The sequence below is a fragment of the Flavobacterium hauense genome, assembly GCF_054457175.1.
Genome location: NZ_JBTKVX010000031.1, coordinates 1 through 26366, shown reverse-complemented (window position 1 = coordinate 26366; position 26366 = coordinate 1). Strand labels below are relative to the sequence as shown.

Sequence of the window (26366 nt, the reverse complement as noted above, 5' to 3'; positions counted from 1 at the left end):
GGATGAAAGTATTCAAATTTGGAGGAGCATCGGTAAAAGATGCCGATGGTATTAAGAATGTGTATGATGTTTTAGAAAAAGTTGGCCACGAAGACGTGCTGCTGGTTATCTCTGCAATGGGAAAAACCACAAACGCCTTCGAGGTGGTTATAAAGAACTACTTTGATAAATCGCCCGAACTTCAGGCATCTGTACAGGAAGTAAAAAAATACCACTACCAGATATTAATGGACTTGTTCGAAGACGAGAACAATGCCGTTTTTGGTGCTGTGAATGCTATTTTTGCCGACCTTGAAAGTTTTCTTCAGCATAATAAGTCACCTAACTATAATTTTGTATACGACCAGGTGGTAAGTCTTGGAGAAGTACTTTCTACTACCGTAGTGAGCCACTACTTCAATTCACAGGGGTTGAAAAACCAGTGGATCGACGTTCGTGAACTTATCAAGACCGACAATACTTATCGCGATGCGATTGTAGACTGGGATCTGACGCAGAAAAACATCAAAGGGCTTAAGAAAAAGACCCTTAACATCACCCAGGGTTTCCTTGGGTCTGACGAGAACGGATTTACAACCACTCTTGGAAGAGAAGGTTCGGATTATACAGCGGCAATTTTTGCCTACTGCCTGAATGCAGAAAATGTAACAATATGGAAAGATGTACCGGGCGTTATGAATGCCGACCCGCGTTATTTTGAGAATGCGACACTGCTAAACCAGATATCGTATCGTGAGGCTATTGAGCTTGCGTTTTACGGTGCTACGGTTATTCACCCGAAAACACTACAGCCGCTACAGAAAAAAGAAATCCCTCTTTTTGTAAAATCATTCGTTAACCCACTATTGCCGGGAACACGCGTGAGCAAAGGCGCCGATCTTGAGCCGCAAACTTCATGCTTCATTATAAAAAAAGACCAGCTATTGATATCGCTGTCATCCCTTGATTTTTCATTCATTATGGAAGAGAACATCAGTGAGATCTTCATGCTGCTGCACAAATACAAAATTAAGGTAACCCTTATCCAGAATACGGCTATCAGTTTCTCTATATGTGTCGAAGATAAATTTGGTAATTTCCCTGAACTGAAAGCGATACTGTCTAAGAAATTCCAGGTAACCTATAATGAGAATGTATCGCTTTATACCATCCGCCACTTCGATGAAAAATCGGCAGATGCCGTTGCCAAAGGTAAAGATGTACTGGTAAAACAGATAAGCCGCGAAACGTTGCAGCTTGTTACTAAAGAGGCTTAATAGTTTACAGCTCCGGAGGAGCGTAATATTTATAGCTATCAACAATCTTATAAAATATAGAGCTCCGGAGGAGCGGCATAATATGTCGCTCCTCCGGAGTTTTTTTATTCTGCAACACCTTCTGCTATAAATATGCCGTCCCTCCGGGACTAAATATCATAAATATAAGCAACAGTTTCTTACCCTAATTCTTCCCTTTAAATACACTACTTTTGCCTTTTTGGAGTTTATAGTGTACTATGCTGAAAAACGGGCTCTTAGTGGTTTTTTTATGTTGTGTTTCCGCACTTTATGGGCAGGAGATCACTACGCCCTATAAAAACCGTAAGATACTTGCCTCTAAGGACACTATAAAAATAGACAGCGTAAGCATCAACAAGGTCTTTTTTAAACTTCAGGATACGAAAGGAGTCGACATTGACACCTCATTCTACAAGGTAGATTTCAAAAAAAGCACATTGGTTTTTCGTAATGGCTTTACCTCTCAGGATACGCTGACCATGCGCTACCTCTCCTACCCTGAATACCTCACCAAAAAATACAGCATTTATGACAATAACCGCGTTGTAAGCAACGACGCCGGCATTACCAACCTGTATAAAGTAACACGCAGCCCTCTCAGCACTTATAAACCTTTTGACGGACTTACCACTTCGGGAAGCATTACCCGTGGCATAACCGTGGGCAATAATCAAAATGCCGTTGTGAACTCTAACCTTGACCTTCAGATTACCGGAAAGATATCCGACAAGGTAAGCCTGCGTGCTTCGATACAGGACACTAATATTCCATTACAGGAAGGAGGTTACTCACAGAAGCTGGATGAGTTTGACCAGATATTCATTGAGATGTTTTCGGATAGGTGGGCCATCAGGGCAGGCGATCTGTTCCTTGAAAACCGGCAGTCCCGTTTCCTTAATTTCAATAAAAAGGTACAGGGGTTATCTACTTCCTTTAATTTTGGAGGAGAAGGTAATAAGACTTCTGTATTTGCTGCAGCAGCATTGGTGCGTGGCCAATATGCCAAAAGTACCTTTACCGGTCAGGAAGGCAACCAGGGTCCTTATAAACTTCGTGGTCCCAATGACGAGTTGTATGTACTTGTAATATCAGGTTCTGAACGTGTATTTGTAAATGGTATACTCTTAGAACGCGGCGAGAATAACGATTACATCATCGATTATAATGCGGGTGAAATCATTTTTACCTCGCTCTTCCCTATTACGTCAGAAATGCGTATCAACATTGAATACCAGTATTCCGAACGCAGCTATACCCGTTTCGTTACCTATGGCGGTGTTACCCACGAAGCCGAAGACTGGAGCATTGGCGGATTCGTATATTCTGAAAATGATGTAAAGAACCAGCAGCTGCAGCAAAACCTGTCTAACGAGCAGATAGCCATATTAAAAGAAGCCGGTGATGATCCCCTGAAAATGATCGCACCATCTGCCTTTGCAGATTCTTATTCTGCCAATAAGGTACTCTATAAAAAGATAATTGTAAACGGCGTGGAAGCCTACGAATATTCCAATATCCAGACCGATGAGCTTTACAATGTGCGCTTTAGCCTTGTAGGCAACAATCTGGGAAATTATATATTGGCGAATGCCGCAGCTGTAGGCCGTATATACCAGTATGTTGAGCCAATCAACGGAATTCCTCAGGGTAATTATGAACCGATAATCCGCCTTACCCCGCCATCTAAGATTCAGATTGCAACAGTTCTCGGAAAATACAACCCAAGCGAAAAAACAGTAGTCGATTTTGAAGCGGGTATCAGCAACAACGACCTCAACCTTTTCTCTCCCATAGACGATGATAACAACAATGGCATTGCCGGAAAACTGAATGCAAAGCAGCGCCTGTATACCGGTGACTGGGAGCTTGACGCTTTTGCCAATTACCAGTTCGTTCAAAAAGATTTCAGGACTATCGAGCGATTGTTCAACATTGAATTCAATCGTGACTGGAACCTCAACAACATTATTACAACCAATGCCAATCAAAGTTACCTGATAGCAGGAACCACCTTCAGGCTGCCTCAGAAGGGGCAGGTAAACTATCAGCTTGAAAAGCTGGATTTCTCGAATATTTTTAACGGGACCCGCCATGTGGTAGATGGGCGCCTTAGCTTCGATAAGCTATTGGTTCAGGACAGGGGAAGCATCTTAAATAGCGACAGCAATTACTCTACCTCAACATTTATACGTAATGAGGCACTGGCAAAATACCATTTTGGCAAAAACTGGATTGGCGGTAGCTCCCGCATAGAAGACAATCAGGAAAAACTGAAACCTTCTCAGCAATACACTCCACTGAGCCAACGCTTTAACGAATATGGCGCTTTTGTAGGCCGTGGTGACAGTACCAAAGTATATGTTGAGCTTGGCTACCTGCGTCGCGCTAATGACAGTCTTGTAAACGGATTGCTTAAAAAGGTAAATACTTCCAATTCCTACTATCTTAAATCAAGGCTGCTCCAAACCGAAAAAAGCGACCTTACCCTGTTTGTAAACTATCGTAACCTGAAGTTCGAAGACCCGGCCTTTAAAAACGAGCCATCGCTAAACTCAAGGTTATTGTACAACGACCGCTATTGGGATCAGTTGGTACAGGTAAATACAGCCTACGAGAACACTTCGGGAACCATTGCCCAACAGGAATTTACCTATCTGGAAGTAGAACCCGGACAGGGAACCTATACCTGGAACGATTATAACGGTAACGGTATTCAGGAATTGCAGGAGTTCGAGATAGCACCGTTTCCTGACAAGGCTACTTTCGTGAGGGTATTTTTGCCCAATCAGGTGTTTTTGCGAACGCATCAAAATAAATTTTCACAATCGGTTACACTTAATCCTAATCAATGGCAAAACGCTACAGGCTTTAAAAAGTTCCTGTCCTACTTTTACGATCAGGCATCATTTCTTATCGACCGAAAAATTGAGCGCGACAACGACAACTTTGACCTGAATCCTTTTTCGTCAAGCCAAAAGAACCTTTTGGGTCTTAGTTCAGGTATTAGAAACAGCCTGTTCTACAATCGTGGCAAACAGGATCATTCGGTTACCTACACCTATCTGAAAAACCGTGCGAAAACATTACTTACTGCAGGTTCTCAGGAAAACAGCAATAGCAGCCACCAGCTGCAATATGCTCATTTGGTACAAAAAACATGGCTTTTCGGATTCTTAGGACAAACAATTTTCTCAACATCAGCTTCTGAAAATTATGGCAGTAAGAATTTCAGGATAGAAGGTTACGGACTGGCTCCAAAGGTATCCTACATTTTCTCGCGTAATGCCAGTTGGGATGTATTCTATGAATACCGTGATAAGGAAAACCGCATTGGTGAATTGGAAACACTTGCCCAGCAGCGCTTAGGAACATCTTTCAGTTATGCGTCTGAAAAGCAGTTCACAGCAAACGGTGAATTCTCTTTTTACAACAATGACTTTACAGGCAACGAACTGTCTCCGGCAGCCTACCAAATGCTTGAAGGGCTTCAGGCAGGACAAAACCTTACCTGGCGTTTGTTATTACAAAAGAACCTGACCCAGTTCCTTGACATTAACGTGACTTATCAGGGGCGAAAAAGCGAGACAAGCAAAGCCATACATACGGGCAGTGTTCAGTTAAGAGCCTACTTTTAACATCCTCCCATAATAAATAAAAAAGCCCCCCGCTATTGCAGGGAGCCCTTTCCAATAAACCAATCAGATTTATTACTTAACTACTTTTACTGTAGCTATTCCTTTGGTTGTAGCCACCTTCAGGATATAACTTCCGTTTTGCAGTTTAGATGTATTTACTTCTACTTTATCAGTATTTGTTTTTTGAGAGATCACTACCTGACCAAGCATATTTATAACCGAAACTTCGGTAATTGTATCATCATAAGATACTGTCAGCACATCGATAACAGGGTTAGGATATACAGTCAGGTTTTTAAGGCTGAATGCTGGTGTGCCTAATACCTCATCAACGATTATAGCTAACGGCTCACTCTCGCAACCTTCATTTGTCTGGGTTACATAATATGTTTCTCCATCTACAAGAGGTTCATTCATATCTACTGCTTCAAGTTGACCTTCTCCCATAACGTACCACTGGATCTGAGCCCCGATAAGTACAGAAATTTGCAGATCGCTTACCGTATCACCTGCTTCGAACCCTTGTGTTGGGTTACCACCCGGTGCGTTTGGTGCAGGAAGAAGCGTTACTATCACTTCTTTAACACCACTTGTACATCCGTTAACAGTTTGTTTTACATAGTACACTCCTGCCTCAAGTACAGTCTCTTCTTCCAGGGCCGGACCATTCTGCGGTTTATGCCATGTCAATACTGCTCCTGCAACGCCTTCGGCTTCAAGGTCTTCAACTTTAAGACCTGTACATAGCGACTGGTTATGTTCTGCTACCGGAATTGGTAACTCATCAATATTGATAACTACCCTTCTCCTGCTGCTCACGCATGCACCTACTGTTTGTGTAACATAATAATCAGCTTCATCTGAAAGTATGGTAGAAGTTGGTATCGAACTGCCCCCTGTTTCATTTTCATACCATGTAAATATAGCATTTGGCAAACCTGTTACGGTAAGTGAAGTAATTGTAGAACCTGCACAAACAGTCGCTGTTTCGCTTGGTACATTAGGTGAAGCCAGCGTCGTGAAGCTCACAACAACCTGCTTTCTTTCACTGGTACAGTTTCCTACCGTTTGCGATACATAATAGTTGCCCGCAACCAGTAATGTAGTTCCCGGAAGTACATCGCCCCCTGTTGAAACGTTATACCATTTTATAGTAGCGCCGGCCTGACCCGTAGCAACAAGGTTTGACACGTGGCTCTCTGAACAGAACGATTGTGCCTCACTTGCTGTTGGCATAGGTACCGGAACAAATTGTGGTGTTATCATAAGCCTTGCGCTCGTACAATCATTTACACTTTGCGATACATAATAATGCGTCCCGCTAACTAATGCTGTAGTGGTTGGCAAAAGGGTTCCGCCTGTTGGCTCATTATACCATGCAAATGTAGCTCCTGTCTGGCCTGTAACTACAAGCTGCGCAATGGTAGACGCCGAACAATAATCAGGTGTGGCATCTGCTGTTTGCGGCAGTGGCACAGTAGTAATTGTTACAGCAGTGCTTCTTCTTGGCCCTTCGCAATCACCCACAGTTTGAGATACAAAATAATTAGTGCTTGTAAGTACCGTTGTAGCTGCTAAAGCAGTACCTCCTGTAGCTGCAGTATACCATTTAAAGATAGCTCCTGCCTGGCCTGTGGCAACAAGGTTAGCGACTGTAGCACCCGCACAAAGTGTCTGTGCAGAAGATAAAGGTTCAGTTGGCGCAATACAGTTGTAAGCATTATTAAGGCTATAGCCACGATTATTACCATGAGTAATAAGCGAATTTGTAGCAGTACTCCCTTTTGCCCATGCAAAATCAACATTTACATCAGTATAAACAAATGTAAAATCGTCGCTGCTTCCTGTATTAAAAGCTCTTGTTGCAATAACTGTCCTTGTAGTCCCAGAAACTGAATTTGTACTTGACCAGTCATTTGTGGCATCTGCACTTGGGGCAGCCCCCAATCCGTTTTGGTTACCATCAACTAAAGTTGTCCCATTCCAGTATACAACATCGGTACCCTCCTGCATTCCTCCACTGTTAGTGAAAGACCCTATCTGAAGGGCAAACCATCGGTCTGATGGTCCTGTAAAAGTTAACGTGGCTGTAGAAGTCGCGTTATTCAGTTCGAGTTTGGCGGTCATCCCTGTCGAAAGGTTGACGACAGCCGTAGCTTTACTCTGGGCATGCATACCTGCAGCACCCATAAGTAAAGTTGTAAAGAGTAATAATTTTTTCATTGCTTTGTTTTATTTATGTTGAGTTCTATGTTCTATTTGAGCATATCTATAATCTCCTGGTTCTTGTTGAAAACAGCAAAATCCATAGCCGATTTACCATCATTGTTAGCCAGCTTTGTATTCGCTTTGTATTTCAGCAGCAGCTGTATCAGTTCTTTGTTCTCAAACTGAGACGCATAAAGCAAAGGCGTCATCCCTGTGGCGTCGGCAAGATCAGGATTAGCTTTATTCTCAAGCAGTACCTTTACCAGTGCCGTGTTGCCCTTAACAGCGGCAGCAGCCAGTGCTGAGCCGCTGGGGCTATTGTAGTTTATGTCTTTCACATTTTTGGCAAGGTATTCTGCTACCGGAGTGTTGCCTCTATAGCAGGCCAGTATCAGCGGAGAAAACTGGCTCTGGTTTATCGCATTTATAGTGTCTTTTTTCTGTTGAACCAATGCTTTCATCTCGTCAACAGTACCTGAACGGGCGACATCAAAAACGTCTTTAGGCTTTGTCTGTGCACTGCATAAAGCAGACACAGAGAACAACAGCATGTACATTATTTTTTTCATAATCAGTTTTATTTAGACAATGTCAGGTTGTAGGAGATTTCTACTTTATCAGCTACTTTGCTGCTCACCAATTTAGGAATCTCAATATTAAACTCTTCAGGTTTTACAGAGAAGGCACCAACTATCACGATCTTGTCTCCCGATTTACTGATCTTTGCTGCATCGGTAACTTTCTTTGTTTTACCGTGAAGGGTAAGGTCTCCGGTAATGGTAAAGACTTTACCATCGGCAGATAGTTTCGCCACATCAAAACCTTCCACTTTTCCTGTAAAGGTCGCTTTAGGATATTTATCCGATTCTACATAGTTCTCATTAAAGTGCTCTTCCATAAGGGCTACCTTAAAACGAAAACCTTTCATCAGGGCAAGCACCGCCAGGTCGCCTTTTGAAGCGTCAAGAACTGCCGATGACGACTTATTTTCGGCAGCTATTTCTTCAAATGAAGGTACCGAAGCCTCAAACTTAAGGATACCATTCCTTGTATTGTATTTTTGCCCATATATCACTGCCGAAAGTAGCAGGCAGCCTATACATATCATTATTTCTAAATATCTGTTTGTCATAGCATTTTATTATTTAGTTTTCCAGTAAACCATCTTCATTCCACTGCAGTATCACGTCAATTTTTGATTGTGGCATCCTGCCTCCCTGAGGCATTACTCCGGGCTCACTATTCTGTTTCTGTATCCTGCCAAGCAGGTCTGCATTCTCAACAGCATCTTTAACCTGGCTATATGTCATCAATAGCCTGAAGGCTGCAACATTGCCATCGCTATGACAGCTCACGCAGTTCGCATCAATAATGGATTTTACATTAGCATCATAGGTAACATCGCCATCAATGATTATTTCTTCACCTATCTCGTCATACGTATGCGATTCACAACTGTATAATGCCATTGCCAAAACAGCTACGCTTAAATATCTTTTCGCTCTCATATTAAAATACCCTGTATAAATTAAACCCAAAGAAGAAATCACCTTTACCCCAGTCTCCCGCTCCGTTCGTTACATAACCGCTTTCGGTCATTGATTGGGAATTTGTAAACAGAAGCTGGAACACATGCCCTCCGGTCTCAATATCCAACCCAACTGACAACGGATTATTATAGAAATCAGGCTTGTCAAAATTGTACATGTATTCCATGTTCAGCGACAGCCTTTTGGTAAGTTTCATTCTTCCGCCGGCACCAAGCGAAAACTGGTTATCGTTTTCGAGCTCCGGATTGTACAGGTTTTTATGTATGTATGACGGGACCACCTCCAGCGATAGTTTCTCAGATACTTTTCTTGACACCAACACCTGAGTTATATAAGTAAGCCTGTCGGCAAATTCAAGCTTCGGATAATCTTCATCTTCTAATGCCGAGTTGATGTCGATAGTATTATAACCTACGATATCTACCGGAAAATCGGCACTTTGCCTTGCCATCCTGTATTTTACTCCTGTTTCATATACTTTTGAAAGCGTATGGCGTGAAGCACTCACCGATAGCCAGTCAGTAACTCCATAAATCCCCCCCAGCTTGGTCGTGGCCTGGTCAAGCCCGAAAAACTCCGAAATACCATCTTTTACACTCCCAAAACGGTGTGATACTACAAAATAAAATTCCTTTTTGGCTGCCATTTTTGTGGTTTGCAATGTTACTATCTGCAAGGCCTTAAAAGGTGCCGTGGCATAAGTGTCTCCTACCTGGGTAGAATCGAGTTCAGACAGCAGGTTGTCCTGGCCAAAAGCTGTTGCCAATCCAAAAAAGCATGCTGCCGCTACAAAAAATTGTTTCATGTGTCAGTTATTGTTTAATCGTACACTGATCGAGCTTCACTTCGCCAAAAAGCTCATCAAACCCAATACATCTTCCTTTTACGGTTATGTTCTTATCTACAGCTGCATTGGCAGGTTTTACATCAAACCCGCATACAACCTTATCATCCAGTATTATCAGCGAATCCCTTATCTCGGTCACTTTTCCATTTATCTCTATCGCTTTATTCAGGTATTGGGAATCTGCTTTTTGCGCATTGGCAACATACTCACCTGCAAGTCCGTGAGCCTGCATTGCAAAAGCAGCATCTTCGCCACTTACATTCCTTGCCGATTTATATAAAAAACCATAATAGCCATAAAGCAGCCCCGAAATCACGAGCAGTACAGCAATAATTCCTATTCTGATATTTTTCTTTTTCATTTTTTAAGAGAATTCAACACCTTAAACACAACTATGTTAATACTAAATAATTCATTTCATTTTAACAAAAAAACAAAACAATCACAACCAGACACTTATTAATAAGCCGAAATTAGTTATAAATTCCGCCTTCATTTTGACAACTTAGAATTCGCCACCCCTGACCGAGAATTAGAACATTATGACCGAGGATATTTTTTTGAGATGCCCTGAAAACAAAAATCCCCCTCTCCGAAAACGGAGAAGAGGATTTTTTCCTAAACTAAACCTACTAAACTAACTTTCTTATTTTTTGCCCATATCTATCAAAGGCTGTATATCGTCCCAACTGTAATAGTGAAAAGTCATTCCGTTACTCATGGCTACAAACATTCCGTTGCCAAATTTTCCACCAAGATTTAGGCTTGTAACATCGGCACCATCACATTCAACCGTAGATACCGGTATCTCTGCCAATAGCTTATGCTCGTCAGGGTTACCGTTTGAACCCTCCCTTGTATATACCATAAAAGTATTTGCCTGCTGGTTAGACACAAGTATATACCCTGTTGTAGCCGTCTTTTTATAAATCGCAATACCTTCGTTATCAGCTTTAAAATCTTTCATCCCAAAAAAGGCAAGCTGTGTATCATCCTTCGCTGCCGGATCTGCAATATACTTGCGGATACCTGCCTGCTCATCGCAGTAGTATATGTAGCCAAGCTCATTATCTACCGCTATCGCCTCAATTTCTTTTTTACCGCTGAACTGTCCAAACTTTCGCACCACTGTTCCTGTTACATGACCGCTGTTTCCAGACAGCTCATATTGCCACAAATAGGTCCCTGCCGGGCCTGTTTTTCTGCCAACAATTGCAAAAATGGCTTTGTCAGAAGGGCGCGTATACAGGGCTACCCCCATAGGATCGCGCTGTGCCTCTCCCGTAAAAACTTCAATTCCTCCGTTATCTATTGGCTCAAGGTCAGGCAGGCTGAAGATCCTGATCTTATTCGTTAGCCTCTCAGTAGTCACCGCGATATCGGTTTTCTTTCCGTTGATCAGTAAGCCATAAGCAATATCAACGTTGTTAGGCCTTAAAAGCGTAACCGATTTTTTTACGATCTTTCCGTTAAGGTCATACAGGTACAATCCGCCTTCGGTATCCTTATCAGTACCAACTACCAGACTTTTTGTTGCATCGGCAGGATGTATCCATATTGCAGGATCATCGGTATCGTGTAGTGTCTGCTCTGTAACTACTACGGGCTTTATGGCATCCTCTCTTACTGCCGCCAGCTTGCTGCTGCACGAGAAGTAAAATGCAACGCATATTAAAAGTGCTATTATCTTTTTCATTCTAAAATCTTTTGTCAATAAATTACAGGTCAAATTTAAGTCCTATGTTAAACCTTGCCTGATAGTACTCCAACTGCATTACCCTTGATGAAATCCCTTGGTAATAGCGCAGTGGCTGATTGGTAAGGTTCTTGGCCTCTGCAAACATGCGAAGGTTCTTAGTGATCTTAAGCGATGCGTTTATATCAAGGAAAAGCTGTTTATCATAATAGGTATCGTTGAACTCATCAGACCCTAACTCATCAAGATAGTCTGATGTAAAGTTAACCGATGCCCTTCCCGAAAAACGGCCATGCTCCCATGATAATGAACCGTTGAACATGTGTGGTGCCGTACCCGGAAGGCTAACGTCTTTTCTCTCATTACCATCCTCATCTGCGATACCTTTAGCTTTAGATTCGGTATACGTATAGTTAGCATAGATACCAAAATACTTCATAAAGCCCGGAAGGAAATCCAACTGGCGCTGAAAAGCTACCTCAAAACCATATACGTCTACGTTATCACCATTTCTTTGCTGCACAAGCGTCCACTCTTCTCCAGCCGGAACCGGGTTTGCCTGGCCAGGGAAATCATTGGTAAAGTCAGCAGTAGAATACTGGTTGTTGCTATAAGTATAGATAAAATCTTTCAGGTTTTTGTAAAACACGCCACCCGATACAAGCCCTACCGATTTAAAGTAGTTCTCTGCCATTAAGTCAAAGTTATACGAATAGGTTGCGTCTAGGTTAGGATTACCCGCGATAATCTCAGAGTCAGATGCAATATTGTTTATGTATGGTGCAAGCGCATAATAATCAGGCCTTGCAAGTGCTGTTGTGAAAGCAGTCCTTAGTACAAAATCTTCGGTCGCATCATATTTAAATGATAAGCTTGGAAGTATGTTAGTGTATGAATTGGTGTTTTCGATTTTACCTTCAAGTTCTTCTTCGTCAAGGACCCTGTTACCGGTATAGTCAATATGTGTATTCTCAACACGCGCACCTACTATCATCGAAAGCTTGTCGTTGAAATCCTGATCCCAACGCACATATCCCGCATAAATATTCTCTTTAGCCTTGTAGTTTACCGCAAGATATTCTGAAGGGTCAGCTTCTTTATCATAAAGAGACGCATTATTAAGATCAAGGCCACCAAGATAAGTAGCCGTAGAAAATGCACCCGGCACATATTTCTCTCCCGGGTTGAACCCTTTACCACTGTAGTAAACCGTTGGAACATCGGCAAGCGTCAGGTCGCCGGCAGTAGGCTCATAAGAGTAGAACATATTGTTACGCTGCTTGTCTTTTATCCTTGCACGAAGACCAGTTCTTAACCTACCCTTTTGCCCATCAATTACAGAAAGCGGGAAACGGAAGTTTAGCTTAGCACCCAGCTCGCTCTCGTCGGTATCATCGGTACTTTGCGTAAGTTCAGAAAGCCCGAACGATGAAAGATCTTCGCCAACAGTAGTTACAAGAGGCTTTTTAGGATCAATCAGGTTTTGCGACATGTCAAGTTCTTCCTGCTCAAACTCTATGTAACGTTCGTTAGGTTTATACTCACTTGCCGTAGCATAGTTAACTGACCAGTCCATATCTAGCTTAGAGCTTAAAAGGTGCTCTCCGCGAAGGGAATAATTCTGTACTTTTTGCTCTTCAAGCCTTCTGCTTTTGCCACGGTCGCTATCTATACCACCCTTAACTTCACGCTTTACATTTCCTGTAAATCCTGTTATGGTTTCGCCATTGTAAATAGGCTCCATATCATCATAGGTAAGAGCATACCTGTTTTCACGGTCGTCTCTCCAGTTGTATATTGCATTTGCATAAATCGTATTATTCTCGTTGAATTTGAAGTCTGCTGCAACCGAAACACTTCGGCGAATACGTTGTACATTATAGTAACGGATGGCCTGTTGCTCTACATAAGTATTACCCGCATCATCCTGCACCCATGTTGCCTCGATGTTATCCGATCCGTACTCGTTGTTGTTGTATGAACCACTGGCTACTACACCAAGCTTGTTGTTTAAGAAACGGTTACCATATACAAATGCTGCTGTATATATAGGCTCCTGCCTGATAGGCCCATACCCGCCTGCCAGTGTAGCTGATATCCTTTCGCCGTTTGGCGTAGCACGGGTAATAAGATTTACCGAACCACCTATCGCATCGGCATCCATGTCGGGTGTAAGGGTTTTGTTCACCTGAATGGTAGAAATCATATCTGATGGAATTAGGTCCATCTGCACATTACGGTTATCACCTTCTGCCGATGGTATCCTGTCACCATTTAATGTAACTGAGTTTAACGACGGTGCAAGACCACGAATAATGATATTACGTGCCTCACCCTGATCGTTTTGCATAGTAATACCCGGAACACGTTTAAGTGCGTCTCCAATATTAGAATCGGGAAAACGGCCTACCTGGTCAGACGATATTACATTGGTAATATTACTGTTGTTCTTTTGTTGATTAAGCGCCCTCGCCTGCCCCCTAAGAGCGTCGCCTACAACAACGACCTCATTAAGTGTTGAAGAGCCGCTGATAAGCACAAAATTAATAACTGCATGTTTACCCTCCTCAACAGTTACCTGCTGGGTCTGGGTCTGGTAACCTAAATAAAGCACTTCTACCTGATAGGTTCCTGAAGGAATATTCAGAAATTCGAAATCCCCCGTCTGATTTGATACAGTGTAACGGTTGCCTTCGCTAAGTTTAACCGTTGCACCGGGAAGCGAGAAGTTCCCGTCATGATCTGTGATTTTTCCTGAGATAACACCATTTTTCTGGGCATATCCCGAGAGTCCTGTCATTACAAAAAGTAAGAGTAAAAGTAGTTTTTTCATCTATATTGGTCTGCTTTATGTGTTAATTGCCGCGAAACTACATCACGCATGTAAAGCAGGTGTTAGGGCGGGATTACCCTTAGTTAATACAAATGATAAGATTGTGTTAAGAAAGCAATTTTAAGCTGAGAGCTGCGGGTTACCACTACCTGAATTCGGCTGAAAATCAGTACCGTCAGAATAATCCAGGGTTACAAGCTGGAAATTGTTATCGGAATCAATCAAAGCCTCCTGATTCCCTATCGTAAGGATGTCTCCCGCTTTTTGAAGTATAAAATCATGATCTTTTAAATCCTTCTTTTCCATCATCATGTAAAAAATAAAATAACTGGAAAATTCTTTATCCCGGGCGTAATCCCTTAATTCTTCCGAAACTCCGGTATCAGTCCGGGCAGATACAAGTTTAGCATTCCCTGTTTTGACAGCGAGTGAAGCTTGTTCCCAAAAATGTTCAGGACTATTGCCGTCTATAAATTTTAGTCCGCAGCTGCCTGGCAGCTCGAGGACTACAAAATAAACCTCCATAACATTCTATTTTACTTAAAATTAATTATTTACGAATCAACTACTTTAATATTTAAAAGATGATTAACACATTTAATCGACGAACGACACCTTTTTTTCGCTTTACAGTAATTATCATAATTTGTTTGTTTTTAATGCCGCATTGTATTATTTTTAATTCGAAAGCATTAGCCTGAGAATTTATCAATATGTCGCAAGCACTTAAGTCCGAATTTCAAGAGTTATTAAAAGAAAACGTACACATCTTTAACTGGTTAGTTGAAGATTCACTGCATGGGCTTTGGTTTTGCAACCCTGAAGTGGCCGGCGAAATATGGATCAATAATCCGTTCTGGAAACTGCTTGGGTATGCCGTTAACGAGCAAAACGCCCCTCTTAACAGTTACGGCAAGGGGTTCAGCAGTGTGATCAGCGACATTATGCAAGTCACTGAGCTTACCGACAAAGAAGAATTTGATATTACAGTTACACTGAATGATATCAATAATGAGCCGATCTCGCTGCGCTGTGCCGGAAGAGCTTTCACCAATACTAAGGGACAGCCCCGAATGATAGTGCGATTTACGCACGAAGAGCGACTGGAAAAAGCAAAACTCCACAATCAGATAACGGAACTAAAATTTTTAAACGAAATTTATGATGCTACCAACCAGGTGTCAAAAGTTGGTGGATGGAAATATGACGCTGTAAACAATAAGTCTATATGGACCAGCGTAATTTATGATATACTCGAACTGGATTATGATTATGACCCAAGCTCTCCTGACAGGAAAAGATTTACTTTTTATAAAGAAGGCTGGAGCAGGGAAACCATAGAAAATGCTTTTAAAGAAGCTATTGAAGATGGCAGGTCATTTGATGTTGAAGTAAAGCTCATTTCTGACAAAGGGAATGAAAAATGGGTGAGGGCTTTTGGCACACCAATAATGGAGAACGGAAAATGTGTAAGACTGAATGGGGCACTTCAGGACATCAGCGACAAAAAACTCCAGGAATTCAAATACAAACTGACCAAGGAACGCTTTGAGACTATTTATCATAATTCATCTATAGGCATTGTTCTTATAGAAGCCTCTACAGGAAATCTATTAATGGCAAACCCTGCTGTCCTGGAGATATTTGGCTTTACAGATGAAGACAGGAGAAACATGAGTACGATGACCTATCGTGACATGCTTTTCCCTGAAGATATCGAAAAGGCCGATGAAAACAGGGAGCTATTAGTTTCCGGCCTGATTCCGAATTACACCATGGAAACCCGTTTTTATACAAAAACTGGTGCCCTTATCTGGTGCAGGGTAAATACGACTATGGTTCGTGGGCAAAATATGTCTGAAGACCTCATCATAACCCAGATAGAAGACATAACCGTAAGCAAACGCCTGGAAGAGATTGCAGAGGAAAATGCTACCAGGTTTATAAGTGCTTTTGAGTATTCGCCTAATGGCATGGCGCTCGTTGGCCTTGAAGGTCAGTGGATGATGGTTAATGAAGCTCTTTCACAAATGTTGGGCTATACGCAGGATGAACTGCTTCAGATCACTTTCCAGGATGTGACGCATGAAGAAGACCTTGAAACCGACATGAACCTTCTCAAAATGACGATTGGAGGTAAAATAAACACCTATAGTATAGAAAAAAGGTATATTCATAAAAACGGACACATCGTTTATGGCCTGCTTAATGTTTCATTGATCAGGGATACCGAGCGTAATCCGCTTTATTTCATTTCCCAGATAAACAACATTACAAAACGGGTACTTACCCAAAACGAATTGCAGGAAAGCCTTAATGAGCTTGAAAGTTTCCTGAAAGCAACTACCCGTGTTGCCATAATACAAACAGATCTTGACGGGATCATTACAAAATACAATAAGGGAGCCGAAAATCTTCTGGGTTATAAGGCCGAAGAACTCGTTGGGAAACACAATGTAGGGATTTTTCATATTGAGGAAGAAGTTCAAAACAAAGCCATTCTGCTTCAGGCCAAATACGGAAGGCCATTTAGCGGTTTTGATATATTTACGAACAGGCCAAAGCAGGGTAAATATGAAGCCAGCGAATGGACGTTTGTACGAAAAGACGAAAGCAGGTTTACTGCGCATCTTGTTATTACCGCAATGCGAAACCTTGAGGGTGAAATCACCGGCTTTTTAGGGATTGCAACGGATATCTCCAGCCTTAAGCAAATGGAAATTTCCTTAATGGAAGAGAGGGATCGTGCAGAAGCCGCAAGTAAATCAAAATCGGAATTTTTGGCTAACATGAGCCACGAGATCAGGACACCGCTTAATGGTGTTATCGGATTTTCTGACCTGCTTATGAAAACCGAACTCAGTGACAGCCAGCGAAAATATATGCAGATGGTAAATACATCGGCACATTCGTTACTAGACATCATAAATGATATTCTTGATTTCTCTAAAATAGAAGCCGGAAAACTGGAATTGAGCGAGGAAAGAACAGACATCATCAATATTTGCAGCCAGTCCATTGATATAGTGAAACATCAGGCGCATGCCAAATCCCTTGAGATACTGCTGGATATTGCTCCCGGCCTGAACAGGTATGTATATGCCGACCCTGTGAGGCTTAGACAGATACTTGTAAACCTTTTGGGTAACGCTGTGAAATTCACTACCGAAGGAGAGATCGAACTAAAAGTTCGCTCTACCCCTAATAACAATAGTGATGAAATGCAGTTTACTTTTGCCATACGCGATACAGGAATAGGAATTGCCCCTCAAAACATCGAAAAGATATTCAATGCCTTCGATCAGGAAGATGCATCTACTACCCGAAAATATGGCGGTACCGGACTGGGCATAACCATAAGCAACAAGTTACTTGCCCTTATGGGCAGCAGCCTGGAAGTTGTGAGTGAAGTAGGCAAAGGAAGCACCTTCTATTTCAGAATCCCTTTCAGGATAGAAAAAAACAGTGCTCCCGTAATAAAAACAAAACTTAAGGTCAAAAATGTATTATTAGTTGACGACAACGCTAATAATTTACTGATATTAAAAGAGATGCTGGCTGGTGCAAAAATAAATACAACACTGGCATCTAACGGAATTGAAGCGTTGGAAATACTGGAGAACAATAACAATTTTGACCTCGCAATTGTAGATTACAACATGCCATACCTTAGCGGAATCGATCTTGTTAAGCAAATAAGGGAGACCTTAAACTATGGATCCGACAAGTTACCGGTTATGCTGCTGCACAGCTCTATTGATGATGAAAAACTGATCCAGGCCTGTATTGATCTTGACATTCGCTTTAATGTTACTAAACCTATCGTTACCGACGAGCTCTTTAAGCTGTTGGACAATATTCATACAACCGATGACAGGGTAGCATTTACAGATGACAACGACGTTACGAATGGCTTTGATGCCATATACAATGTACTAATTGCCGAAGACAACCCAGTTAACCAGATGCTCGCAAAGACCATTATACAGAAGATTGTTCCTAATGCGGCGATCATCCTTGCAGAGAATGGACTTGAAGCTGTAAAAGCTTATGAAACGCATGAAGTCGACATGATCTTTATGGATATACAAATGCCCGAAATGAGCGGCTTTGAAGCTACTGAGAAGATACGTTCCATAGAATCAGACAATTCTCATACGCCAATTGTTGCCCTTACTGCGAGAGCACTGTTAGGAGAAAAAGAAGAATGCCTAAAACTGGGCATGGACGATTATATTACCAAACCTATTGACTATGATGCGCTTCGAAACATCATCAAAGAGTATTTAGTTAAACCCTATAACAACAGGAAAGCCTGACGAATGAACACCTATTGCAATGAGTAACAAAATAATATTATTGGTTGAGGCCAATCCTACTGAGAAAGAAAATTTCCTTAAACTTTCAGCCAGGGAAAACCTGCAGGCTGAGGCTTTGGGAAGCAGCTATGAAGCTATTCAATGGCTCAAAAAAAACGATCATGCCATGGCTATAGTAATTTCAGAAGATGCTGCACCGCTTAATGCCTATCAGGCTTTTAATTATATAAGACAGGAATTAAAAAATAGCCTGCCCGTAGTAATAAGCACAACTACAGACAGCAAAGCGAAAGACGATGGCTACCTGTACATAGACAAACCTTTTACCAATACCGGCATAAGAGCTTTAAAGTTGTCTTTAGTACCAAATACATCATCTGCTGCGGGATTAAAAGTGTATTCACTGGAATACCTTGAAACCATATCCGGCGGTAATCACGATTTTATGATAGACTGCCTTAAAACCTTCATTACATCGGTAAGTGATAAAATGACTGAACTGGAACAGGCTGTAGCCAAAAACGATAACAAAGAGATCGGAGCAATTGCGCATAACATAAAGCCCTCGTTTGAAATGCTTGAAAATGAAAAGGCAAAAGACATTTGCAATAAGCTAACGTATGAAGCCGACACCTCTGATGTTCCCACTCTTGCCGGCCAGCTGAACCACGAGTTTAAAACCATGGAAGCAGCCCTGAAAAATGATTTTGACGAACTCCGATAAATTAAAAGTCCCGCAAAAATGCGGGACTTTTAATTTTATACCATTTGTATATTTTCTAAGTTAAACCGGAAAGGCTGCGCATTTGGGCCTGATCCGCCGCCGGTCATTACAATATCTGCAGAAGCGATACCAAACAGGCTCAATTCGGTATCGATATTAGACATGACAGCAGAATTCATGATCTCTCCCTGATCTATTTGCGATACAACACCTATCCATAAGGTTGGCTTAAACTCAAAAACGGCTTTTTGCTGTGGTGCTATACTAGTTTTTATAGCCAAAAGCTTACCCGCTTTATAAATATTAGCGTTTATTGCTCCTTTTTGCAAGCCATTCAAAACCTGTATCTCCTTACTGCTTGTAGCGGGACCTGCACTAACAAGTTTGTCTCCCGAGCTAGTCAGCGCCATTTGGAACAGCTGCCCTTCCTGAGCCTGAAGTTGTGGAGTATAATTGCCCCAGCTATCAGAAGCACCTACCTGTGTACTCAGTGGGTAGGTAAAAGGATGGTTATCTCCCTGCCCGCAATATTTAATTACCTGCCATGCTACTGCCAGTTCATCAAAATTGGTAGCAGCATTTTTTTGAAAGATCACTATCGAGCTGTTATTAGCATCGTTAGAATTATTAATAAAATTTAAATGAATGTCCATAACGTAAAGAATTAATTGGTTGAGAAGCCAAAGTTAATTACGCATACTATATGAAAATCAGGTAAAAACACGTGATTTTAAGTCCAGTAATTCTATTATACCTTTAAACATCCCCTGAATCCTCTTGCAGCATAATAGGATTCGGCACCATTGTGATAAAGGAAAACCGTATCATAGCGCCTGTCACAAAAAACCGCACCACCCAGTTTGCGTATCGCTTCAGGAGTCTGTATCCAGCTTGAGGTTTTCAGATCAAATTTAGCTAATTCCTGCAGCTGCCTGTATTGTTCTTCGGTTAGAATTGCCACACCCATTTCTTGCGCCATGTCCTGAGCAGTATTTTGTGGTTTATGCTCTTTGCGGGATTCCCATGCTGCCCGGTCATAACAAATGCTCCTTCGCCCTTTAGGGCTTTCGGGTGCACAATCATAAAAAAGGTATTCACCTGTTTTCTTATCCTGCCCAACGACATCGGGTTCACCTCCGGTTTCCTCCATTTGGTCAAGAGACCATAATTTTTCAGGACTCGCTTCCAGCTTCATTTCAACATCAGTCCATTTGATACCTTTATGACGATCCGTATTCTTCTCAAAACGGGTTTTCAAAACTTTTAGAAGTTCTTTCTGTCCCTCTGCAGAAAGCGCTTTGTCATTATTTGTTTTCATATGATTGGTTGTTTAAGAACTTAACTCTGTGATTTTTCTATTAGCCGGCCTGAAGTACCATGATACCGCCGTAAGCACTAAAAGCAACAGTGGGCCGAATAGCTCTGCCGCGGGATCTCCAACCGCAATATGCGAAAAAGCCGCACCCGTCATGGCAAAGAAAAATCCTGCATAGGCCCATTCTTTGACCAGAGTAAATTTAGGGATTAATACAGCGATGACCCCTAGAATTTTCCAAATCCCAAGCAGTGTCAATAAATATGCAGGATAGCCCAAACGCTCCATGCTTTTAGTTTCTTCCTCAACCTGCATCAGCTGTACAATAGCTGTTGCAGTCATGCCCAATGCCAGCCATACCGTGGCAATCCAGTAAATGATCTTGTTACGTTTTGACATATTGCTTTTATTTTAGATTGTTTACAATTTCTTCCAGCCTGTCATGGGCCATGTTAATACCCCAGGCAAACGGCAGCTTAAGGTTCTCATCCCTTAATGCTCCCGATCTATATACCACGTGCATGTTGAGCCTGCTGGTAGTATCCGTAAGCCTTTCAAATTCCAGAAATTCCATCTGAACGCCAAAATTGGCAGTTTCCATTTCGAAGGTGCGCACTATCCTTTGGTTCGGCACAAAATCATGGAATACTCCATTTGCCTTAAACACCACATCTCCGTTTGGGTTCCTGGTTTCAAACTGGTACCCGCCAAACTTCTGAGCATCATATCGTAATGTTTTGGTACCCATCCACTGCTCTATGATTTCAGGCTTTTCATAGGCCATGAACAGCAGTTCTACAGGCAATTCAAAATTCCTGGTTATTATGAGGTCATGTTTACCTTCTTCTGCATTTACTTTTGTTTTACGTTCCATATTATTCCGGGTTTGTTGGTTTGTAGTTTTTCATTACCGCCTCCAGCTTGTTAAACCTGTCATCCCACTTGTTTCGGAACGGCTCAATAAAATCAGCTATCTCTTTCATCTTTTGCGGATTTAAATGATAAAGCATTTCCCTGCCGTTTTGCTCCTGCCTCAGCAATTCGCATTCGGTAAGTATCTGCAGGTGTTTAGACACCGTAGGCCTTGCAGTATCAAAATTTGCTGCAATTGCTCCTGCAGTCATAGATTGTGCAGAGACCATTATCAGTATGGCCCTTCTTGTCGGATCGGCGATTGCCTGAAAAACATCACGTCTTAAATTCATTGCGTAGTCATTTGACGACAAATATATACGAAGTCATTTAGCTACGCAAATTATTTCTGATTTTTTTATTGCTAAGCACTGTATATCAAACAAAAAAGCCGCAAACACTAAGTTTACGGCTTTCATATATTTTATGCAAGAATTACTTCCATCGGGTATCTTTCCATGCTTTCTGACCTTCTCTAGTTAGAAAAGTCCAGGCAACAATGCGGGTAGATTTATTACCTGTCCCCATATTGATGGTTTTAATATCAACGGCTTCAACTTTTTCGAGTGTTTTATAGATCCCTTTCAGATTAGACTGCTTCGACACCAGTGTGGTGAACCAAAAGCAATTTTTAGCAAACCTTCGGCTTTCATAAACCATATCATTGATAAACTTTGCCTCACCACCTTCGTATACCAATTCATTATAAATTCCTGCGAAATTAAGTTCGGTAGTCTTTTCCTTAGCCCCCGACAGGTTATTTATTTTGCGCTGGGTACCGCTTTGTGCTTCTTCCCGAGAAGAATGAAACGGAGGATTGCATATAACAACATCTACTTTCTCATCTGCAGCAAGTATACCTTCTAAAAAATGCCTTGCATCACTTTGCACCCTGCAATCAATACGGCCTGCAAGCTGAGGATTCGCATCAACAATACTTTGCGCCGACCCGATTGATTTCTTATTTACATCGGCAGCTATAAAATTCCAGTCATATTCTGCCACGCCAAGTACCGGATAGATGCAGCTGGCACCAACGCCAATATCAAGAGCCATAATTTTATCTCCGGCAGGAAGCCTCCCAAAATTGCTTTCTTTTACCAGGTCAGCCATATAATGAATATAATCTGCCCTACCGGGAATAGGCGGACATAAGTTCTTATCCGGAAATTCCCAGTGTTGAATTCCATAATAGTGTTTCAGCAAAGCCCTGTTCAAAAGCTTTACAGCTACAGGATTGGAAAAGTCAACAGATTCATCACCAAATTTGTTAGGCTTAACATGATTGGCCAATTCAGGGACAGCTACGATCAACGCCTGTAAATCGTATCGTTCCCTGTTCTTATTACGGGCATGCAGCGTTGTTTTTTCCTGATTACTTTTTTCTGATGACATTCTATTATTTTTTAGCAAATTTAAGACAATTAAAGAAGAATGCAGGATAAAAACATGTTTAAAGAATGTAAGAAAATTAGCTATAATTATTTATAATTTAACTTAAATTATCCAAGATATTATTATATTCGCAATCGAAAAAAATCAGAAAAAAATTACTAATGTTTTTCTGGCTGATTTTAAAACCAAAACCAATCAAATCAATGAAAAAATTAATTACCATGTTATTAGTAAGCGTTGGCTTGCAAATGACAGCACAAGAATGTTGGAAAAGTGTTTCCACAGGTGAGAACCATTCGCTTGCAATTGGCCAAAACGGTACGTTATGGGCATGGGGAGATAATTCTGTAGGTCAATTGGGAGACGGGACAACCCAAACCCACTTTGAACCTTTTCAAATTGGCACAGCTACAAACTGGGAGATCGTATCTGCCGGAACGGAATATTCAATTGCACAAAAAACAGACGGTACTATCTGGGGATGGGGAGATAATTATTATGGACAAATAGGTAATGGAACTACCAATTATCTAATTGTACCTACCCAAATAGGCTCTGCTACTAACTGGAAAACTATTGTTGCAGGAGACTCTCACACTGTTGCCATTAAAAACAATGGAACGCTTTGGGCATGGGGTGACAACTCTGACGGACAATTAGGCAATGGTAACACCACAGAAAGTCTTTCGCCAATTCAGATTGGTACTGCAACAGACTGGAAAAGCGTTGTTGTAGGATACAGCTTTACTGTTGCAATAAAGAACAACGGCACGATCTGGGCATGGGGAGATAATTTTTATGGCCAGTTAGGTGATGGAACAACCACATCTAAAAGCACACCAACTCAAATAGGAACATTGACCACATGGCAGGAAATTGAAGCTGGAGGATCTCATGTTATTGCCAGAAAATCTGATGGCACCATCTGGAGCTGGGGTCATAATAGCGACGGGCAGCTTGGAAAAGGAAATACCACAAACAGCAATACACCAACACAAATAGGCACAGCCACAAACTGGAAAACTATCGCTGCAGGTCATTCGCACACACTTGCCGTAAAAACCGATGGAAGCCTTTGGGCATGGGGAGACAACTATGACGGACAGGTAGGCGATGGCACATCTAATGATAAAACCACACCAACTCACATTGGAACAGCAACCGACTGGGAAGCCATTTCCGGTGGAGGTGATTTTACAATTGCCAAAAAAACAGACGGTTCATTTTGGAGTTGGGGTAATTACAGCAGTGGCAGTTTAGGGCTTAACAATACTTCTATAGCCGATGTATTAGTGCCAATGGAAATGGATTGTCCTGCAAGCTTATTCGTACCCGAAATGTGCTGGGATGATGTTGTAAGCGGACGTGAATTTTGCGTGGCAAAGAAATCGGATGGTACACTTTGGGCCTGGGGTATAAACAACTATGGGCAACTTGGTCAAGGAACAAATTCTGACAGCTATCAGCCAAAACAAATTGGAGGAGCCAACAATTGGAAATCAGTTGCAGCCGGTATATACCACGCTGTTGCGATTAAGACCAATGGCACCCTGTGGACATGGGGGTACAATAGTTACGGGCAATTAGGTGACGGTACAAATGTAACATACAGAAATACGCCTCAACAGATAGGAACAGGAACAGACTGGGTTAAAGTTATTGCAGGCGAAGAATTCACACTGGCAATCAAATCAAACGGAACACTTTGGGCATGGGGAAGAAACACTTATAACCAGTTAGGAACAGGAACCTATTTAAATGAAAATGTTCCTGTACAGGTTGGAACTGCTACCAACTGGCAAAGTATAGCTGCAGGCTATTCTCATTCACTGGCCGTAAAAACAAACGGAACACTTTGGGCATGGGGAAGAAATCAGGTTGGGCAATTAGGTGATGGCACATTTACCAACAGGGATGAGCCGGCACAAATTGGTTCTGCAACAAACTGGCAATCAGTTGCCGCGAGTCAGCTGCACTCGGTAGCGAAAAAAACAAATGGGACACTTTGGTCATGGGGTGATGGCTTCAATGGAAAATTAGGCCACAATTCTTTTGAAGACATGATTGTACCAACACAAATCGGAAATGCCACAAACTGGCAGATGGCTTCAGCTTCAGAATCGCACACAATGGCTGTAAAAACAGATGGCACACTTTGGGGTTGGGGATACAATCAATACCTTCAGCTTGGTAATAACTCAACTACAACATTACAGGCGCCAACACAAATCGGAACCTCGACTGGCTGGAAAAGTGTTGCAACTGACTTCCGTAACAGTTTTGCCGTTAAAACCGAAAAATCGTTATGGTCATGGGGTACTAACAGCAATGGACAGCTTGGTATCGGTACAACCGATTATGAATCAACAATACAGAATATAGGCTGCTTTACTACAGTTCTTGGAACAGAAGATTTCGAAACAATAAACAATGCAATAGCAGTTTACCCTAACCCGGTTAGAGAAACGCTTAACATCATCCTGGATAAAGAGATTACATCAGTTTCAATTTATAATCTATTAGGACAGGAAGTCATTACAAAAAAAATAAATGCCAATGAAGGCAGTTTAGATCTTTCAACGTTAAGTTCAGGAACCTACATCGTGAAAATACAGGCAGGAAACCAGGTAAAAAGCGCGAAGATTATAAAAGAGTAATAAATCCCATCCGGATTCAGAAAGATCCGGATGGATATCCCTACTCTCAATTATATAAAAACATTTAAAGCATAACTTATGAAAAAAATAATATTTTCCCTGCTTGCAATAGCGGGCCTCCATACTACCATTAATGCACAAGGATTTACAAGTCCCGCACAGCAATGGAATATTCCAGCTGTTCTGGACGGTGATGAACATCACTTTGCGGACATTTACCACGTAGTTGTCGACATGAACGGCGATGGAAAACCGGATCTTGTTCATACTGAAAACCCGGCAACTAATAATGAGTATGACCCTTTTTTAAACGGGCAGCAAAAATACTGGAAAGTGTATCTTAATAATGGCACAGGATTCAGCGCAACAGCAATACAATGGAATATTCCGGCCGTACTGGATGGCGATGAACATCACTTTACAGATGATTACCATACTGTTGCCGACATGAATGGCGATGGAAAACCGGATTTGATTCATACCGAAAACCAGGCAACTAATAATGATTATGATCCGTTTTTAAACGGGCAGCAAAAATACTGGAAAGTATATCTTAATAATGGCACTGGATTCAGCGCAACAGCAACACAATGGAATATTCCGGCTGTACTCGATGATTATGAGCATCGTTTTGCGTATGAATACCACGTAGTTGTCGATATGAACGGCGATGGAAAACCGGATTTAGTTCATACCAAAAACCCGGCAACTAATAATGATTATGATCCGTTTTTAAACGGGCAGCAAAAATACTGGAAAGTATATCTTAACAATGGTTCAGGATTCAGCGCAACAGCTACACAATGGAATATCCCGATTGTACTGGATGAGTATGAGCATCGCTTTGCGTATGATTACCACGTTGTTGTCGACATGAACGGCGATGGGAAACCGGATTTAATTCATACGGAAAATCCGGCGACTAATAATGATTATGATCCGTTTTTAAACGGGCAGCAAAAATACTGGAAAGTATATCTTAACAATGGTTCAGGATT

General features: G+C 41.7%; 21 protein-coding genes. 6 read left to right on the top strand and 15 right to left on the bottom strand.

The features are described from left to right. Positions 1-2: 2 nt before the first annotated feature. Both ACX0HA_RS16615 and ACX0HA_RS16610 read left to right on the top strand, forming a co-directional pair. A complete protein-coding gene (locus tag ACX0HA_RS16615; RefSeq protein WP_458846430.1) occupies positions 3-1256 on the top strand; it encodes an aspartate kinase in 1254 nt (417 codons plus the stop codon). Between the two features lie 239 nt (positions 1257-1495). After that, positions 1496-4912, top strand: coding sequence for a hypothetical protein (locus ACX0HA_RS16610; RefSeq protein ID WP_458846429.1), 3417 nt, complete (start codon positions 1496-1498; stop codon positions 4910-4912). A gap of 72 nt (positions 4913-4984) precedes the next feature. Here the strand turns inward: ACX0HA_RS16610 and ACX0HA_RS16605 are convergent, their stop codons facing one another. From ACX0HA_RS16605 to ACX0HA_RS16565, 9 genes are all read right to left on the bottom strand, one after another. Beyond that, positions 4985-7135, bottom strand: coding sequence for an Ig-like domain-containing protein (locus ACX0HA_RS16605; protein ID WP_458846428.1), 2151 nt, complete (start codon positions 7133-7135; stop codon positions 4985-4987). Between the two features lie 32 nt (positions 7136-7167). Beyond that, the gene (locus tag ACX0HA_RS16600) at positions 7168-7689 is read right to left on the bottom strand and encodes an ankyrin repeat domain-containing protein (protein WP_458846427.1); all 522 of its coding nucleotides are present in this window, start codon (positions 7687-7689) and stop codon (positions 7168-7170) included. Between the two features lie 8 nt (positions 7690-7697). Beyond that, positions 7698-8252 (bottom strand): YceI family protein, encoded by a 555-nt coding sequence (locus tag ACX0HA_RS16595; protein ID WP_458846426.1) that lies wholly within the window; start codon positions 8250-8252, stop codon positions 7698-7700. A gap of 13 nt (positions 8253-8265) precedes the next feature. Next, positions 8266-8628, bottom strand: a complete 363-nt coding sequence (locus ACX0HA_RS16590; protein ID WP_458846425.1) for a cytochrome c — start codon at positions 8626-8628, stop codon at positions 8266-8268. A gap of 1 nt (position 8629) precedes the next feature. Then, complete coding sequence (locus ACX0HA_RS16585) at positions 8630-9475, bottom strand: DUF5777 family beta-barrel protein (protein ID WP_458846424.1); 846 nt, start codon at positions 9473-9475, stop codon at positions 8630-8632. Positions 9476-9482: 7 nt separating this feature from the next. Beyond that, entirely contained in the window at positions 9483-9878 is a 396-nt protein-coding gene (locus ACX0HA_RS16580) for an OB-fold protein (RefSeq protein WP_458846423.1), read from the bottom strand. Between the two features lie 285 nt (positions 9879-10163). Then, positions 10164-11213: a phytase gene (locus ACX0HA_RS16575; RefSeq protein WP_458846422.1), complete on the bottom strand. Its 1050-nt coding sequence runs from the start codon at positions 11211-11213 to the stop codon at positions 10164-10166. 22 nt (positions 11214-11235) lie between these two features. After that, a complete protein-coding gene (locus ACX0HA_RS16570) occupies positions 11236-14046 on the bottom strand; it encodes a TonB-dependent receptor (protein ID WP_458846421.1) in 2811 nt (936 codons plus the stop codon). Positions 14047-14166: 120 nt separating this feature from the next. Further along, positions 14167-14571 carry a hypothetical protein gene (locus ACX0HA_RS16565; protein WP_458846420.1) on the bottom strand — a complete coding sequence of 135 codons (405 nt, stop codon included), beginning with the start codon at positions 14569-14571 and terminating at the stop codon, positions 14167-14169. A gap of 188 nt (positions 14572-14759) precedes the next feature. Between ACX0HA_RS16565 and ACX0HA_RS16560 the strand changes: the two genes are divergently transcribed. Together ACX0HA_RS16560 and ACX0HA_RS16555 are read left to right on the top strand one after the other, a co-directional pair. Continuing rightward, positions 14760-18365: a PAS domain S-box protein gene (locus tag ACX0HA_RS16560; protein WP_458846419.1), complete on the top strand. Its 3606-nt coding sequence runs from the start codon at positions 14760-14762 to the stop codon at positions 18363-18365. Between the two features lie 19 nt (positions 18366-18384). Further along, a complete protein-coding gene (locus tag ACX0HA_RS16555; protein ID WP_458846418.1) occupies positions 18385-19089 on the top strand; it encodes an Hpt domain-containing protein in 705 nt (234 codons plus the stop codon). A 35-nt stretch (positions 19090-19124) separates the two neighbouring features. Here the strand turns inward: ACX0HA_RS16555 and ACX0HA_RS16550 are convergent, their stop codons facing one another. From ACX0HA_RS16550 to rlmF, 6 genes are all read right to left on the bottom strand, one after another. Continuing rightward, positions 19125-19742, bottom strand: coding sequence for a hypothetical protein (locus tag ACX0HA_RS16550; protein ID WP_458846417.1), 618 nt, complete (start codon positions 19740-19742; stop codon positions 19125-19127). A 95-nt stretch (positions 19743-19837) separates the two neighbouring features. Then, positions 19838-20407: a DUF4256 domain-containing protein gene (locus ACX0HA_RS16545; protein ID WP_458846416.1), complete on the bottom strand. Its 570-nt coding sequence runs from the start codon at positions 20405-20407 to the stop codon at positions 19838-19840. Between the two features lie 12 nt (positions 20408-20419). Next, entirely contained in the window at positions 20420-20803 is a 384-nt protein-coding gene (locus ACX0HA_RS16540) for a DoxX family protein (protein ID WP_458846415.1), read from the bottom strand. Between the two features lie 7 nt (positions 20804-20810). Continuing rightward, positions 20811-21278 (bottom strand): SRPBCC domain-containing protein, encoded by a 468-nt coding sequence (locus ACX0HA_RS16535; protein ID WP_458846414.1) that lies wholly within the window; start codon positions 21276-21278, stop codon positions 20811-20813. A 1-nt stretch (position 21279) separates the two neighbouring features. After that, on the bottom strand, positions 21280-21609 hold the full coding sequence (locus ACX0HA_RS16530; protein WP_458846413.1) for an ArsR/SmtB family transcription factor: 330 nt from the start codon (positions 21607-21609) through the stop codon (positions 21280-21282). A 142-nt stretch (positions 21610-21751) separates the two neighbouring features. After that, positions 21752-22711 carry a 23S rRNA (adenine(1618)-N(6))-methyltransferase RlmF gene (gene rlmF, locus ACX0HA_RS16525; protein WP_458846412.1) on the bottom strand — a complete coding sequence of 320 codons (960 nt, stop codon included), beginning with the start codon at positions 22709-22711 and terminating at the stop codon, positions 21752-21754. A gap of 203 nt (positions 22712-22914) precedes the next feature. On the opposite strand from rlmF, the gene ACX0HA_RS16520 reads away from it, so the two are divergent. Beyond that, on the top strand, positions 22915-25368 hold the full coding sequence (locus ACX0HA_RS16520) for a T9SS type A sorting domain-containing protein (protein WP_458846411.1): 2454 nt from the start codon (positions 22915-22917) through the stop codon (positions 25366-25368). A gap of 78 nt (positions 25369-25446) precedes the next feature. Beyond that, positions 25447-26366: FG-GAP repeat domain-containing protein (locus tag ACX0HA_RS16515; protein WP_458846410.1), on the top strand; the 920-nt coding region annotated here is incomplete at its 3' end.

Bases quoted from the DNA above. Each gene is read 5' to 3' on its own strand.
- ACX0HA_RS16615 (WP_458846430.1), top strand. From the start codon at position 3: ATGAAAGTATTCAAATTTGGAGGAGCATCGGTAAAAGATGCCGATGGT.
- ACX0HA_RS16610 (WP_458846429.1), top strand. From the start codon at position 1,496: ATGCTGAAAAACGGGCTCTTAGTGGTTTTTTTATGTTGTGTTTCCGCA.
- ACX0HA_RS16605 (WP_458846428.1), bottom strand. From the start codon at position 7,135: ATGAAAAAATTATTACTCTTTACAACTTTACTTATGGGTGCTGCAGGT.
- ACX0HA_RS16600 (WP_458846427.1), bottom strand. From the start codon at position 7,689: ATGAAAAAAATAATGTACATGCTGTTGTTCTCTGTGTCTGCTTTATGC.
- ACX0HA_RS16595 (WP_458846426.1), bottom strand. From the start codon at position 8,252: ATGACAAACAGATATTTAGAAATAATGATATGTATAGGCTGCCTGCTA.
- ACX0HA_RS16590 (WP_458846425.1), bottom strand. From the start codon at position 8,628: ATGAGAGCGAAAAGATATTTAAGCGTAGCTGTTTTGGCAATGGCATTA.
- ACX0HA_RS16585 (WP_458846424.1), bottom strand. From the start codon at position 9,475: ATGAAACAATTTTTTGTAGCGGCAGCATGCTTTTTTGGATTGGCAACA.
- ACX0HA_RS16580 (WP_458846423.1), bottom strand. From the start codon at position 9,878: ATGAAAAAGAAAAATATCAGAATAGGAATTATTGCTGTACTGCTCGTG.
- ACX0HA_RS16575 (WP_458846422.1), bottom strand. From the start codon at position 11,213: ATGAAAAAGATAATAGCACTTTTAATATGCGTTGCATTTTACTTCTCG.
- ACX0HA_RS16570 (WP_458846421.1), bottom strand. From the start codon at position 14,046: ATGAAAAAACTACTTTTACTCTTACTTTTTGTAATGACAGGACTCTCG.
- ACX0HA_RS16565 (WP_458846420.1), bottom strand. From the start codon at position 14,571: ATGGAGGTTTATTTTGTAGTCCTCGAGCTGCCAGGCAGCTGCGGACTA.
- ACX0HA_RS16560 (WP_458846419.1), top strand. From the start codon at position 14,760: ATGTCGCAAGCACTTAAGTCCGAATTTCAAGAGTTATTAAAAGAAAAC.
- ACX0HA_RS16555 (WP_458846418.1), top strand. From the start codon at position 18,385: ATGAGTAACAAAATAATATTATTGGTTGAGGCCAATCCTACTGAGAAA.
- ACX0HA_RS16550 (WP_458846417.1), bottom strand. From the start codon at position 19,742: ATGGACATTCATTTAAATTTTATTAATAATTCTAACGATGCTAATAAC.
- ACX0HA_RS16545 (WP_458846416.1), bottom strand. From the start codon at position 20,407: ATGAAAACAAATAATGACAAAGCGCTTTCTGCAGAGGGACAGAAAGAA.
- ACX0HA_RS16540 (WP_458846415.1), bottom strand. From the start codon at position 20,803: ATGTCAAAACGTAACAAGATCATTTACTGGATTGCCACGGTATGGCTG.
- ACX0HA_RS16535 (WP_458846414.1), bottom strand. From the start codon at position 21,278: ATGGAACGTAAAACAAAAGTAAATGCAGAAGAAGGTAAACATGACCTC.
- ACX0HA_RS16530 (WP_458846413.1), bottom strand. From the start codon at position 21,609: ATGAATTTAAGACGTGATGTTTTTCAGGCAATCGCCGATCCGACAAGA.
- rlmF (WP_458846412.1), bottom strand. From the start codon at position 22,711: ATGTCATCAGAAAAAAGTAATCAGGAAAAAACAACGCTGCATGCCCGT.
- ACX0HA_RS16520 (WP_458846411.1), top strand. From the start codon at position 22,915: ATGAAAAAATTAATTACCATGTTATTAGTAAGCGTTGGCTTGCAAATG.